The sequence below is a fragment of the Bradyrhizobium sp. 1 genome, from assembly GCF_023073315.1.
Classification (GTDB): Bacteria; Pseudomonadota; Alphaproteobacteria; order Rhizobiales; family Xanthobacteraceae; genus Bradyrhizobium.
Genome location: NZ_JADPJH010000002.1, coordinates 1 through 14,174, shown reverse-complemented (window position 1 = coordinate 14,174; position 14,174 = coordinate 1). Strand labels below are relative to the sequence as shown.

The 14,174-nt window shown below is 63.1% G+C and carries 14 protein-coding genes; 13 read left to right on the top strand and 1 reads right to left on the bottom strand.

Features of this window, described 5'->3' with window-relative positions; all coding sequences use genetic code 11:
- Window positions 1-12: 12 nt before the first annotated feature.
- The 6 genes from IVB29_RS00075 to IVB29_RS00050 are packed head-to-tail and all read left to right on the top strand — an operon-like array spanning window position 13 to window position 6,072.
- Window positions 13-1,077, top strand: coding sequence for a branched-chain amino acid ABC transporter permease (locus IVB29_RS00075; protein ID WP_247501342.1), 1,065 nt, complete (start codon window positions 13-15; stop codon window positions 1,075-1,077).
- Window positions 1,077-1,793 (top strand): ABC transporter ATP-binding protein, encoded by a 717-nt coding sequence (locus IVB29_RS00070; RefSeq protein WP_247501341.1) that lies wholly within the window; start codon window positions 1,077-1,079, stop codon window positions 1,791-1,793. The genes IVB29_RS00075 and IVB29_RS00070 overlap by 1 nt, the downstream gene beginning before the upstream one ends.
- Window positions 1,786-2,514 (top strand): ABC transporter ATP-binding protein, encoded by a 729-nt coding sequence (locus tag IVB29_RS00065; protein ID WP_247501340.1) that lies wholly within the window; start codon window positions 1,786-1,788, stop codon window positions 2,512-2,514. The genes IVB29_RS00070 and IVB29_RS00065 overlap by 8 nt, the downstream gene beginning before the upstream one ends.
- Before the next feature lie 31 nt (window positions 2,515-2,545).
- Window positions 2,546-3,535, top strand: coding sequence for an acetamidase/formamidase family protein (locus IVB29_RS00060; RefSeq protein WP_247501339.1), 990 nt, complete (start codon window positions 2,546-2,548; stop codon window positions 3,533-3,535).
- Between the two features lie 13 nt (window positions 3,536-3,548).
- Entirely contained in the window at window positions 3,549-5,288 is a 1,740-nt protein-coding gene (locus IVB29_RS00055) for a nitrilase-related carbon-nitrogen hydrolase (RefSeq protein ID WP_247501338.1), read from the top strand.
- Window positions 5,289-5,310: 22 nt separating this feature from the next.
- Window positions 5,311-6,072 carry an SDR family NAD(P)-dependent oxidoreductase gene (locus tag IVB29_RS00050; RefSeq protein WP_247501337.1) on the top strand — a complete coding sequence of 254 codons (762 nt, stop codon included), beginning with the start codon at window positions 5,311-5,313 and terminating at the stop codon, window positions 6,070-6,072.
- Window positions 6,073-6,188: 116 nt separating this feature from the next.
- Here IVB29_RS00050 and IVB29_RS00045 read toward each other — a convergent pair whose 3' ends face one another.
- Complete coding sequence (locus IVB29_RS00045) at window positions 6,189-6,947, bottom strand: SDR family NAD(P)-dependent oxidoreductase (RefSeq protein WP_247501336.1); 759 nt, start codon at window positions 6,945-6,947, stop codon at window positions 6,189-6,191.
- Window positions 6,948-7,111: 164 nt separating this feature from the next.
- Between IVB29_RS00045 and IVB29_RS00040 the strand changes: the two genes are divergently transcribed.
- The 7 genes from IVB29_RS00040 to IVB29_RS00010 all read left to right on the top strand — a co-directional run.
- A complete protein-coding gene (locus IVB29_RS00040; protein WP_247501335.1) occupies window positions 7,112-8,371 on the top strand; it encodes an extracellular solute-binding protein in 1,260 nt (419 codons plus the stop codon).
- A 2-nt stretch (window positions 8,372-8,373) separates the two neighbouring features.
- The gene (locus IVB29_RS00035; RefSeq protein ID WP_247501334.1) at window positions 8,374-9,315 is read left to right on the top strand and encodes a sugar ABC transporter permease; all 942 of its coding nucleotides are present in this window, start codon (window positions 8,374-8,376) and stop codon (window positions 9,313-9,315) included.
- Window positions 9,308-10,156, top strand: coding sequence for a carbohydrate ABC transporter permease (locus IVB29_RS00030; RefSeq protein ID WP_247501333.1), 849 nt, complete (start codon window positions 9,308-9,310; stop codon window positions 10,154-10,156). Before IVB29_RS00035 ends, IVB29_RS00030 begins: the two co-directional genes overlap by 8 nt.
- A 22-nt stretch (window positions 10,157-10,178) precedes the next feature.
- Window positions 10,179-11,276: a Gfo/Idh/MocA family oxidoreductase gene (locus tag IVB29_RS00025; RefSeq protein WP_247501332.1), complete on the top strand. Its 1,098-nt coding sequence runs from the start codon at window positions 10,179-10,181 to the stop codon at window positions 11,274-11,276.
- 10 nt (window positions 11,277-11,286) lie between these two features.
- Entirely contained in the window at window positions 11,287-11,931 is a 645-nt protein-coding gene (locus tag IVB29_RS00020; RefSeq protein ID WP_247501331.1) for a ThuA domain-containing protein, read from the top strand.
- Window positions 11,928-12,977, top strand: coding sequence for a LacI family DNA-binding transcriptional regulator (locus IVB29_RS00015; RefSeq protein WP_247501330.1), 1,050 nt, complete (start codon window positions 11,928-11,930; stop codon window positions 12,975-12,977). The genes IVB29_RS00020 and IVB29_RS00015 overlap by 4 nt, the downstream gene beginning before the upstream one ends.
- A gap of 599 nt (window positions 12,978-13,576) precedes the next feature.
- Window positions 13,577-14,174: helix-turn-helix domain-containing protein (locus IVB29_RS00010; RefSeq protein WP_247501329.1), on the top strand; the 598-nt coding region annotated here is incomplete at its 3' end.

The following is a 14,174-nucleotide window of genomic DNA, read 5'->3' as shown; positions in this document are numbered from 1 at the left end:
AGTGATGGCGTCGTGACCGGTTTCCTTTCCTTGTTGCGCCGTCTCGAAGGCCCGCAGACCGTCGGTCGCGGTCGGGGCTTCTGGGGCCTGTTTGCCGTCGTGCTAGCCGTGGCACTCGCGTACCCGCTGTTCAGCGACGGCTACACCGTCGGCAACACCGTCTACTTCTTCGTCTGGGTGTTCATCGCCCTCAGCCTTTGCGTGATTTGGGGCTATGGCGGTTCGCTGTCGTTCGGGCAGACCGCGTTCTTCGGGATCGCCGGTTATGGCTACGGCGTTCTCACCCTCAATTTCGGCTCGGCCTATGGCTTCACGCTGGTGGCGTTAGTGCTTGCGGTAGGGATCGCTGCGCTGTTCGCGGTCTTGCTCGGCTATTTCATGTTCTTCGGCCGTATCGCCGGCGTCTTCCTCGGCATCGTCACGCTCGCCGTGACCTTGATGCTGGAGCGCTTCATGGCGCAGACCGCGGGGCCGGAGTGGCATATCGGCAGCGCTCGGCTCAACGGCTTCAACGGCATGAGTGCGATGCCGCCTTTGACCATCCCCTGGCCGGGCGAGTCGATTGTGCTGTTTGCTGATGTTGGGCTCTATTACTTCGTGCTTGGCCTCCTGGTCTTCGTCTATCTCGCCTTGCGCATCCTGATGAACTCGTCGTTTGGCAACGTCATCGTCGCGATCCGCGAGAACCCGGAGCGGGCGGAGATGCTGGGCTACGACATCCGCAAGTACCAGCTCATCACCTTCGTCATCGGCGCCGCGCTGGCTGGAGTCTCCGGCGTGCTCTACACGGCGTGGGGCCAATACATCACGCCGTCGAGCATGGGCATGACGGCGGCGGCGTTGCCGCTGATCTGGGTCGCGGTCGGTGGCCGCAGCGATCTGACCTCGACCGTGGTCGGCACGCTGGTGGTGCTGGCCGCGTTCCAGGCGCTGACGATCTACGGCAGCCAATATGCGCTGGTCTTCATGGGCGTGCTGCTGGTGCTCACGGTGTTGATCGCCCCGAACGGGCTCGTGCTCGGGTTCATGAATTGGCTCGGCCGCCTCGCGGCTCGTTTCACGCAGAGGGCCGGCTGATGTCGCTGCTCGAGCTGCGCGAGCTAAACAAGCATTTTGGCGGACTTCACGTCACCAACGCCGTGAACCTTACGCTCGAACCCGGCGAGATCCATTGCCTGATCGGGCCCAACGGCGCCGGCAAGAGCACGTTGTTCCGCCTGATCCTTGGCGAGCATCATCCCGGCAGCGGCGAAATCCTCTTCGCCGGCGAGAACATCACGGCGCTGAAATCCTTCGCGCGCATTCACCGCGGTCTCTCGGTCAAGTTCCAGGTGCCTGGTGTTTTCAAGGGCCTGTCCGTCCGCCAGAACCTCGAGATCGCCCTGCAAAGCCGGCATCGCGGCGCCGAGCTCGAATCCGAGATCGACCGGCTGCTGACATTTCTCGGCCTCGAATCCGAACAGAAGCAGACGGCGGGCAATCTTAGCCACGGTCAGAAGCAATGGCTGGAGATCGGCATGGCGATCAGCCTGAAGCCACGCCTCCTGCTGCTGGACGAGCCGACCGCCGGGATGTCGCCCGAGGAAACCCATATGACCGGCGAGATGGTGCAGCGGCTCAATGCCGACGGCATGACTGTGCTGGCGATCGAGCACGACATGGCGTTCGTGCGCCAGGTCGCCCAGCGCGTCACCGTGCTGCATCTTGGCCAGGTGTTTGCCCAAGGCTCGATCCAGGAGATCGTGGCCGACGAGCGCGTGGCTGCGATCTATCTGGGGCAGGCCCATGCTTGATGTTCCGCGCAAGGAAGTGATCCTCTCGACGCTGGCTCTGCGCGCCGGCTATGGCGGCAAGCCAGTGCTTCAGGGCCTCGAGATCGAGGTGCGGGAAGGCGAAATCGTTGCGGTCATCGGGCGCAACGGCGTCGGCAAGTCGACGCTGATGAAAAGTCTGATCGGGCTCGTGCCGGCGATGAGCGGCTCGATCGTCTATCGCGGCGAGGCTGTGGACTCGCTGCCGGCGCACAAGCGGGCACGCCTCGGCATGGGCTATGTGCCGCAAGGGCGCGACGTGTTTCCGCGCCTGACCGTCGGCGAGAACGTCGCGGTCGGCGCGGCGATCAAGGGCGGCGGCATTCCGGAGGCCGGCCGGCGCAGGATCGTCGAGGCCTTTCCAATCCTTGAAGAGCGCTGGCATCAGCGCGCCGGCACCATGTCAGGCGGCCAGCAGCAGCAGCTCGCGATCGGACGGGTCCTGATCGCCGATCCCAGCCTCATCCTGCTCGACGAGCCCTCGGAGGGCATCCAGCCTAACATCGTCCAGGACATCGCACGCAACATGGTCGAGCTCAACCGCAGGACCGGCGTGACCATCATCCTGGTCGAGCAGAATCTCGACATGATCCGCGCCATGGCGCAGCGATGCTACGTCATGGACAAGGGGCGCATCGTTGCAAGTCTCGACCGCTCCGCGCTCGACGACGAGGCGGAGATGCGCCGCCATCTGGCAGTCTAGAAAAAACGACGCCCAACCAAGGAGAACGGCAATGGCCTGGCAAAACGATTCCATCATGGCACGCAAAGGTGTCGCCAAGGGCGAACGGGGCAAGCAGTACACGATCACGGAGGCCGAGCAGGGCAAGTACCATTATGTCTACGGTCCCTATGTGGGTCCGGTGCTGACCGTCGACCCCGGCGCGGTCGTCGCCGCCGAGACGCATGACGCGTTCGAAGGCGCTATCAAGCATGAGACCGACAGTCCGTCGAAGATCCTCAACTTCCCGTTCCTCAATCCGCAGAACGGGCCGATCCACGTCAACGGTGCGGAGAAGGGTGATACGCTCGCGGTCTATATCGAGAGCATCGTGCCGCGCGGGCCGCAGCCGTGCGGCACCACCGTGGTCATGCCTGACTTCGGCGGCCTGGTCTCGACCGGCCAGACCGCGCTGCTCAATCCGGCGTTGCCGGAGCGTGTCAAGAAGCTCGTAATCGACGCCAAGACCGGCACGAAGTGGAACGACAAGATCACGATTCCCTATGAGCCGTTCATCGGCACCATCGGCACTTCGCCGGAGATCGAGGCGATCTCGTCGCTGGTCCCCGACTATTACGGCGGCAACATGGACTTGCCGGATGTCGGCGTCGGCGCCGTCATCTACCTGCCGGTCAACACCAAGGGCGCGCTGCTTTATCTCGGCGATTGTCACGCGGCGCAGGGGGATGGCGAGCTCTGCGGCGTCGCCATCGAGCATCCGACCGTGACCACGGTGCAGATCGATCTCATCAAGAACTGGACCATCGCCTGGCCGCGGCTCGAGACCAGGGATTTCATCATGACCATAGGCTCGGCGCGGCCGATGGAGGATGCGGCCCGCATCGCCTATCGCGAGCTCTGCCGCTGGATGGCGGCCGATTACGGTTTTGACGAGATCGACGCCTATATGCTCCTGACCCAGGTCGGACGCGTCCGCGTCGGCAACATGGTCGATCCCAAATACACGCTCGGCGCCTCCATCAAGAAATCCTATCTGGTTTGAGGCCGGCCTGATCATGTCCACCACCCACAAGGTCGCCGCCGTCCAGTTCGAGCCCACCATGTTCGAGAAGGAGCGCAACATCGCGCGCCTGCTCGAACTCTGCGAGCAGGCGGCGGCGGCCGGTGCAAGGCTGATCGTCACGCCCGAAATGGGAACCACCGGCTATTGCTGGTTCGATCGTGCCGAGGTCGCGCCCTTTGTCGAGACAATCCCGGGGCCGAGCACGAACCGCTTTGCGGCACTGGCGCGCAAACATGATTGCTACATCGTCGTCGGCATGCCGGAGGTCGACGAGGACGCCATCTATTTCAACACGGCCGTCCTGATCGGGCCCGGCGGCATCGTCGGCCGTCACCGCAAGACGCATCCGTATATCTCCGAGCCGAAATGGGCCGCGGCGGGCGATTTGCACAATCAGGTGTTCGAGACGCCGATCGGGCGGATCGCGCTGCTGATCTGCATGGATATCCATTTCGTGGAGACCGCGCGGCTGATGGCGCTGGGCGGCGCTGACGTCATCTGCCACATCTCGAACTGGCTGGCGGAGCGCACGCCGGCGCCATACTGGATCAGCCGTGCCTTCGAGAACGGCTGCTATGTCATCGAGAGCAATCGGTGGGGGCTGGAGCGCACGGTGCAGTTCAGCGGCGGCAGTTGCGTCATTGCGCCGGACGGGCAGGTGACGGCCGTGCTCGACAAGGGCGATGGCGTGCTGATGTCCGAGATCGATCTCGATGCCGCGCGCGCGCGTCGCGTGCTCGGCGAGACGGTGTTCGCGCAGCGGCGGCCGGAGCTCTATCCGGACCTGCTCACCGACACCTTCAGCTGGAATCCGCGCGACTTCTTCAGCCTCTACGGCCACGAGCCCTGGCCAACCGGAAAGGTGTCGCGGGTCAGTGTCGCACAATTTGCGCCCGGCGATGACGTCGGCCTGAATCTCGGAGAGATCGCGGCACTCGCGGGCAAGGCCAAAGCCGAGGCTGCGGAGCTCGTCGTCTTTCCGGAGCTTGCACTGACGGGACTTGCCGATCCCGCGACATCCGCGCAACCGATACCGGGAGCGGCGACCGACAGCCTTGCCATGCTGGCGAGGGAACTGGACCTTTACCTTGTCTGCGGCCTTGCCGAGCGCGACGGCGATCTGGTCTACAACAGCGCCTGCCTCGTCGCGCCCGATGGAACCATCTCGGTCTATCGCAAGACGCATCTTTCCGCCGACGAGCGAAGCTGGGCGACGGCCGGTGACGGTTGGACCGTCGTCGACACACCGATCGGCCGCATCGGGCTGTTGATCGGTCACGACGCGTCGTTCCCGGAGGCGGGAAGAGTGCTGGCGCTGCGCGGCTGCGATCTCATCGCGTGTCCCGCCGCGATCAAGGGGCGCTTCAGTTCGTCGCATGCCGGCACGGAGGTCGGGCAGCCAAAGCCGATTCCGACCGGCCCGGATCCGCATCACTGGCATCATTTCCGCGTTCGCGCGGGCGAAAACAACCTGTTCTTCGCCTTCGCCAATGTGGTCGATCCCGAGCGCGGTTATCCCGGGCTGAGCGGCGTGTTCGGCCCTGACACGTTCGAATTTCCGCGGCGGGAGGCTATCGTGGCCGGCGGCACAGGCCTTGCTAGCGCGCTCGTCGACACCACAAATCTCGACAGTGTCTATCCGACCAACGTGGTGCGGCGCAAAGATTTGGTGTCGATGCGGATGTCGCACAGCTATCGTGGGTTGGTCAGGGCGAGCGCGACTAACTACTGAACCAAGAAAAGGAAACAGGGCCATGGATCTGGGACTCAAGGGCGCGAAAGTTCTCGTCACGGGAAGCACCAAGGGCATCGGTCGTGCGATCGCCGAGACGTTTGCGGCCGAAGGCGCCGATGTCGGCGTCTGCTCCCGCAATCTGGCCGAGGTCGAGAGCACGGTCGCAGCAATCAAAGCCAAGGGCGTCGCGGCTTATGGCGGCCCAGTCGACGTTGCCGACGCGGTTGTGCTGAAGGCCTGGGTCGGTGATATGGCGACAAAGCTCGGCGGCATCGACGTCGTCGTCGCCAATGTCAGCGCGCTCGCGATCGGACAGGACGACGAGAGCTGGGAGAAGGAATTCTCGACCGACATGATGGGCACGGTTCGGCTCGTGAACGCGGCCATGCCCTATCTGGAGAAGAGCGCCGCCGGCGCGATCGTCACCATATCAAGCGTCTCCGGGCGCGAGGTCGATTTTGCCGCCGGTCCCTACGGCACGTTCAAGGCAGCGATCATTCACTACACCCAGGGGCTCGCCAATCAGCTCGCGGCGAAGGGCATTCGCGCTAACTCGGTCTCTCCGGGCAACACCTATTTCGACGGCGGAGTCTGGAACATGATCAAGGACAACAACCCCGAGCTCTACAAGACCGCGCTGGCGCTCAATCCAACCGGGCGGATGGGCACACCGCAGGAAATGGCCAATGCGGCGGTGTTTCTTGCGAGCCGCGCGGCGAGCTTCATCACGGGCACGAACCTCGTCGTCGATGGGGCGTTGACGCGCGGCGTGCAGTTCTAGCCGTGGTCAAAGGGCGCGTTAGGCATGCAGGATTTGCCGGAACGCGACGTGCGCTCCAAACCGGTGTCTCGTCGACGCGCCGAGCCAGCTAGGGCCGGGGGCGGGCGGCTCTCATCTCAGACCCAGCCGCCGTCGACGATGTAGTGCTGAGAGGTGCAGGCGGAGGCCTCGTCGGACGCGAGAAAGACGGTGAACTTCGCGACTTCGTCCGGCACCAGCCTGCGCTTCAAGCACTGTCGCTGCTGCAGCTCGATTTCGCCCGCCGGCGTCATCCATTTCTCGAGCTGCCGCTCGGTCATGATCCAGCCCGGCGCGATCGCGTTCACGCGGATATTGTAGGGACCGTAATCGCGCGCCAGAGAGCGCGTCAGGCCGATTACGCCTGATTTGCTGGCGGTGTAGGCGGCCATGCCGCCTTGTCCGGCGATCCACGATACCGAGCCGAAATTGATGATGGCGCCGGCATTCGCGGCCTTCATGTCCGGCAGCACGGCCTGCGACGCAAAGAACTGGTGCTTCAGGTTCACCGCGATGCGGTCGTCCCAATTTTCCGGCGTCATATCCTCGGTCTTGTGCCGTTCATCATGCGCGGCGTTGTTGATCAGGATGTTGATCGCGCCGTGCGCCTTGCGTGCCTCGACTACGGCGGCGCGCAGCGCGGGGATGTCGGTCAGGTCGACGCGCTGGAAATGCGCAGCCAGTCCCTGATCGGACAGCTCACGTGCCAGGCGTTGGCCTTCGTCGACCTTGATGTCGAAGAAAACGACCTTGGATTTCTGCTCCGCGAAGCGCCGCACGATCGCAGCGCCAATTCCCGCTGCACCTCCGGTAACGAGCACGACTTTGCCGGCGAGGTCGGAATAGATGGCAGCCATGGGCACCTCTCAGTCTGTTGCGGGCGACGCGACGGACCGCCCAACTCTTCTCCAAACCTTAGCCACTCTTCCCGTGAGGTGCACAGATCAGAATTTTAGTTGCGCACCTCAAAAATGAAGGGCAGGATTGCAGCCAAAGAATAAAAGCCGGTTGGGAGGATGTGATGAGACTGCTCGGGAAGCTGGGACTCGCCGCTGCCGCATGCCTGCTTTGGACCAACGCCGCCGCGGCCGACACGACAGTAAAGTGGCTCCACATCGAGGCCAATCCGGTCCAGGTGAAGATCTGGGAGGAGGTCGCGCGCGCCTATGAGGTGTCGCATCCGGGCATCAGGGTCGAGATGCAGTTCCTCGAGAACGAGGCCTACAAGGCCAAGCTGCCGACCATCCTGCAATCCAGGGACCGGCCAAACATCATCTACAGCTGGGCCGGCGGCGTCCTGAAAACGCAGATCGAGGCCGGTGTGCTCGAAGACATCACCGATCAGGTGAAGGGCTATAGCGACAGCCTCACGCCGGCGGCGCTTGCCGCGTTCACCGGCAACGGCCGCGTTTATGGTCTGCCGACCGCGCTGTCGCAGGTCGGCTTCCTCTGCAACAAGGAGCTGATGGCCAAGGCGAAGGTCGATCCTGCCGGAATCAAGAGCTGGGACGATCTGCTCGCTGCCGTGAAAACGTTGAAAGCTGCCGGCGTGACCCCGATCGTGGTCGGCGGCGCCGATAAATGGCCGCTGCACTTTTACTGGACGCACCTTGCGGTGCGCATCGGCGGCAAGGCGGCATTCGATGCGGCGCTGCGCGGCGAGAATGGCGGCTTCGCCGGCGAGACCTTCCAGAAATCCGGCGAACTGTTCAAGCAGCTCGTTGATCTCCAGCCGTTCCAGAACGGCTTCCTTGGTTTCAAGAATCCGCAGGCCGTCGGCTATTTCGGCGACGGCAAGGCGGCGATGACGCTCGCGATCAGCACGGTCTATCATTTGCAGCGTGCGCTCGCCGCCGACAAGGTCGGATTGAGCGAAGACAAGATCTGCTGGTTCGACTTCCCGATCGTACCAGGCGGAAAGGGCGCGCCGACCGATACGCTCGGCGGCATCACCGGCTGGCTGATCACCAAGGGCTCGCCGAAGGAGGCTGTCGATTTCCTGAAATACTTCGTCTCGAACGACGTGCAGACGCGGCTCGCGGCGGGCAACTTCATCATCCCGGTGGTGCAGGGCGCGGACGCCGGCCTCAACAACTCCTTCATGAAGCTGATCGCGGCTAATCTCGCGAAGTCGAATTACCACCAGAACTTCTATGACCAGAGCCTCGGTCCCTCGGTCGGTCGCGTCGTCAACGACGTCACCGCCGAGATCGCCGGCGGCAGCATGAGCCCGCAGGACGCTGCGAAAGCGATCGAAGCGGCGTGGAAGCAGGGTAACTGACGGTGGCGCGGCGGATCGCGATCGTGTCGGCGATGGACGTTGCCGGCGAGTCGGTCCCGCAGGTCGCGGTCCGCGGCCCGAGCTGGGATGGCCGCTTCACCGTCCTGATCCTGTTCCTGCCGCCGGCGCTGCTGTTGTTCACGCTATTCGTGGTGCTGCCGATCGGCGAGGCCGCCTGGTACTCGGGCTTCAACTGGAACGGCTTTGGCAAGCCGACCAACTGGATCGGCTTCGACAATTACCGCTTCGTGCTGGGGACACGCGCCTTCTGGCTCGCGTTGCGCAACAACGGGCTCATCATCGCGGTCTCGCTCGCGATCCAGCTGCCGCTTGCGCTCGCGCTGGCCTTGACACTCGCGGAACGCTTTCGCGGCGCGGTGGCGCTGCGCATGCTGTTTTTCATGCCCTATATCCTGGCCGAGATCGCGACCGGGCTGATCTTCAGTTTCGTCTATGACGGCGACTATGGCCTCGTCGCCTCGATCTGGCGCAGCTTCGGCGCCGAGCCGCCGCATCTGCTGGCCTCGACCGACACGGCGATGCTGGCGGTGCTGATCGTGATCGTCTGGAAGTACTTCGGCTTCCACATGATGCTGTTCATCGCGGCGCTCCAGAGTCTCGACAAGACCTTGGTCGAGGCGGCGCGGATCGACGGCGCAACGCGCTCGCAAGCCCTGCGCCATGTCGTCATCCCTTTGCTCTATCCGACGATCCGGCTCTCCGTGTTCTTCGCCATCATCGGCTCGTTGCAGCTGTTCGATCTCGTGATGCCGCTGACGCGCGGGGGACCTGCGGATTCCTCCAACACGATGGTGAGCTTCCTTTACAACAACGGCATCTCGCGTATGCGGGTCGGCTACGGCAGCGCTATCGGCGTCATTCTGTTCGTGATCTGCGTGACTTTTGCCTTCACCTACAAGCGATGGTTCATGCGCGATGAGTAGTGCCGAGACCACCCGCACGCCATTCGATTTCGCAGTGCCGGTCAAGGCGGTGTTCCTCGCGGTCGTTGCCATCTTCGTGCTGGTGCCGCTGCTCGCGACCTTGCTCGGCGGCTTCAAATCGCTCGGCGAATTGCGTGTCAATCCGTTCGGCTGGCCCGCCCATTGGGAGTGGCAGAATTATGCCGACATCCTGTTCTCAGGGCGTTACTGGCAGCTCCTGCGCAACTCGCTGATCATCTCGACGCTTACGGTGATATTGACCCTGATCACAGCGTCGATGGCGGCGTTCACCTTCGCCCATGTCAGGTTCTACGGTTCATCGATGCTGCTGAGCTATTTGACGCTCGGCCTGCTGTTTCCAGCCGCGACCGCCGTGCTGCCGCTCTTCATCAAGGTGCGCGATCTCGGACTGCTCGATACCTATTTCGGCGTCGCGCTGCCGCAGGTGGCCTTCAGCCTTGCCATGAGCGTGTTGCTGCTGCGACGTTTCTTCAAGGACATTCCCCATGAACTGCTCGAAGCGGCACTGGTCGACGGCTGCAGCTATATCAAATTCTTCCGCTACGTGACGCTGCCGCTGTCCCGGCCGATCCTGGCGACCGTCGGCACCATCACCTTCGTCAACAGCTGGAACGCCTATCTGCTGCCGCTGGTGATGCTCAACACCGATGCGCTCTATCCCTGGCCGCTCGGCATCATGATTTACCAGGGCGAGTATTCGTCCGAGTGGCACCTGATCCTGGCCTTCATCACGCTGACCATCCTGCCGACGATCATTCTCTTCCTGCTGGCACAGAAGCACATCGTCGCCGGTCTCACCGCGGGAGCGGTCAAGGGATGAGCGGCACCTCGCGGAGATCACAATGAGAAAAGTCGGCATCGGAATCATCGGCTGCGGTGTGATCAGCACCGCCTATCTGAAAGCTGCTCAGCGCTTCCCCGTCATGGAGGTCAAGGCGTTGGCTGACATGCGTAGCGATGTCGCCGAGCGCCAGGGCGCCGCCTTCGGGCTGCCGGCCATGCGGGTCGACCAGCTGCTCAAGCGCGACGACGTCGAGATCGTCATTAATCTCACCGTGCCGCTCGCCCACACCGATGTCAGCCTCGCGGTGCTGAACGCCGGCAAGCACGTTCACTCCGAGAAGCCGCTTGGCATCAACGTCGCGGAAGCCCGCAAGGTGATGGAGCTCGCCGCGCAGAAGAACCTGCGCGTCGGCTGCGCGCCCGACACGTTTCTGGGTGGTGGGCACCAGACCGCGCGCAAGCTGATCGACGACGGAGCGATCGGAACGCCGGTGGCGGGCAGCGCCTTCTTCGGTTGTCCCGGCCACGAGCGCTGGCACCCGGCGCCGGGCTTCTATTATCTGCGCGGTGGCGGGCCGATGCTGGACATGGGGCCGTATTACATCACCGATCTCGTGCAGCTGCTGGGCCCGGTCGCGAGCGTGATGGGCTCGACCTCGCGCCCGAAATCCGAACGCCTGGTCACCAGCCAGCCGATGAACGGCGCCTTGATTCCGGTCGAGGTTTCGACCCATGTCGCTGGCACGCTCGAATTCGAGAGCGGGGCGGTCGTCTCGATCGCCATGAGCTTTGATGTCCCGAAGCACCGGCACGCGCCGATCGAGATCTATGGCGACAAGGGCAGCATGCTGGTGCCGGACCCGAACCGCTTCGGCGGCGAGGTGCAGGTCGCCAAGACCGGCGGCGAATGGGAGACGGTGCCGCTGACGCACGGCCATGTCGACGGTGAGTTCCGCTCGATCGGTGTCGCCGACATGGCCGCCGCGATCCTGAACAACCGGCCGCATCGCGCCAGCGGCGCGCTCGCTTTCCATGTGCTGGAAGTGATGGAGGCGTTCCAGACCTCCGCCGACGAAGGCCGGCGCGTCAAGATCGAGAGCCGCGTCGAGCGGCCGGCGATGCTGCCCGCCGGACGCGACACCGGACAGATCGACTGAGGACAGAAACATGCGCAAGGCAATGATAGTTTGGGGCGGTTGGCCGGGACACGATCCCGATCTCTGTGCCTCGATGATCCGCGGTTGGCTGAAGGCGGAAGGTTTTGAGGTGCGGATCGAGACGACGACAGAGGCATTCGGCGATCCGGCGATCCGCGATCTGTCGCTGATCATTCCGATCTACACCATGGCGAAGATCGAGAAGGCAGACGCGCTCAATCTCTGCGCGGCGGTGCGTAGCGGTGTTGGGCTCGCCGGCCATCATGGCGGCATGGGCGATGCGTTCCGCGATTCCGTCGACTACCAGTTCCTGTGCGGTGGGCAGTGGGTAGCCCATCCCGGCAACATCATCGATTACAAGGTCGACTTGACGAAGCCGGATGACCCCATCATGAAGGGTCTGAAGAGTTTCGAGCATCGTTCCGAGCAATACTACATGCATGTTGACCCCGCCAACGAGGTGTTGGCGACGACGACCTTTACCGGCGAGCACGCATTCTGGATCGATGGCGTGGTGATGCCGGTGGTCTGGAAGAAGCGATACGGCGCGGGCAGGGTGTTCTATTCCTCGCTCGGTCACCGCGCCTACGAGCTCGACGTACCGGAGATCCGGACGTTGATGACCCGCGGCATGCTGTGGGCGGCGCGCGAATGACAGCTGGTGCGGCGCTGCCGGCGGTTCGCGCCACGCTCGAGGACGTCGCGCGCGCGGCGGGCGTTTCGCTCGCCACCGTCGATCGTGTTGTCAATCGGCGCGAGGGCGTGCGGGCCAAGACCGTCGCGCGTGTCGAGGCCGCCGTCGCCAAGCTCGGCTACGTCGCGGACGTGGCGGCCGCCCGGCTCGCGCGCGGGCAGAGTTTTCGCTTCGCCTTCGTGCTGCCGACCGGCAGCAACAGTTTCATGACCAACCTGACCGAGCAGGTCCAGCGTACCGCGGAGTGGCTGGCCGGCCAGCGCGGCTTCATCGATATCCTCCATGTCGACGTGTTCGATCCGGATGTGCTGGCCCGCGCGCTGGAAAACCTGTCGCCGGCCTATCAGGGCGCGGCCGTCATCGCGCTCGACCATCCCAGGGTCCGGGCCGCAATCGACGAACTTGCCGCGCGCGGGGTCGCCGTGGTGACCCTTGTGTCGGACGCGCCGAGTTCGCGCCGCTTGCACTATGTCGGTATCGACAACCCGGCCGCGGGTCGAACTGCGGCAACGCTGATGGGACGTTTCCTCGCCGGCCGCGAGGGGATGGTTGCCGTCATTGCGGGATCGTTGTCGCTGCGCGATCACAGCGAACGGCAGTTCGGCTTCAACCAGATCCTGTCCAGCGAGTATCCGAACCTGCGCGCGCTGCCGGTGATCGAGGGCCGCGACGACAGCGAGCGCACGCGGGAGCTCACGGCCGCGCTGCTGGCGCGCTATGCCGACCTCCGCGGTATATACTGCTGCGGCGCCGGAAACCGCGGCATCGCCGATGCGCTTGAAGCCTCGGGCCGCGCCCGCGAGGTCGTCTGGATCACCCATGAGCTGACCCAGCACACGCGGCGTTTTCTCGTCCGCGGCACGCTCGATGCGATCATCAACCAGGATCCCGGCCACGAGGCACGATCTGCTGCGCGCGTGCTGCTCGCGCATTGTTCAGGCGAGCCAATCAGCCCCGACCAGGAGCGCATCCGCATCGACATTTTTCTGCGGGACAATCTGCCGTAACTTCGAGTTCGTAGTCGATGCGCACCTTGCTCGGGTAGACGATAACGAGCGCGTCGTGCACCGGACGATCGAGAAAAAATACGACGAAGCCAGTTTGGGTCGGCCATCTGAGACGGGCCGGGGCCCGGTCACGGAGGTCTTGGCGATCATGCGCGCCCGGCGGCTATACTATTTTCGCGAAACCAGTATAACGAGGGCGGACGAGAAGAGGACTCGGTAACAGATTGAAATCGCAAGCCTATCGCTTTTCCGTGGCGCCCATGATGGACTGGACCGAGAGTTCAAGCTTTTCAGCTGGTTAGAAGGCGGCGTGTGCGCGACGTGTGCATGGGGAGATCAAGAAAAATCCATTGAGGACCTGCGTTGGCCATCGAGATAGAAGTGGGTTGCTGTCCCGAAAAGCGTAGAGGGCCTGAGAGCTAGGTGACGGCGAAAGGGTTTTCACCATCCCTTCGTGCCAGGAGAGGGCGTGGAGATCGACCGAATCCAAGAGCGTCCCGTCTACGTCGAAAATTGCAGCTTTGGTCAATTCAGGATCCTCCCGAGCGTGAGCGACCGATCTTCGCGTAACATTCAGCGTAGGTTGTGTTTTTGGCCATGTGCCGGTTGAGATCAGGCGAGCCGTCTTTCCACCAGACGGGGCCTCTCAAGCGCCTTACGATTTCCTGCATTTCTATATTCCGGTTGAAGATTTTCCTCGGCGTGAATCTGACTTCCGACCGGAGCTGATTGACCAGCTAAATGATTTGATCTTGCTGCGTGATCCGTTTGCCGAGCAACTTGCAAAGATGCTCGTCGAAGAACGGAAAATAGCCGATGGGATGTTCTTACCTTGCATCGGCCAGACGCTGGCAATGCACGTCGCTTACCTCGAAGTTCACAAGCCCAAAGTGAATGCGCTCCCTAAATGGCGGCTTAGATTGGTGGAAGATCACATCAAGTTGCACTTCGACCGCAACATGCGCCTATCCGACTTGGCCAAAATTGCCGGATTATCCCGGATGCACTTCGCAGCTCAGTTTCGCGCAGCCACAGGATATAGGCCACGAGAATACATACTTTACCAACGCGTTGAACGCGCGAAGGCGAAGTTGTCGGATACGGACATGCCCATAGCCGGCGTGAGGCGCGCGGGGCATCTCAAGTCGCAAGGCGGAATGAGCGCCGAAAGCGAGAAGAGTTTGAACCGAAACCCGT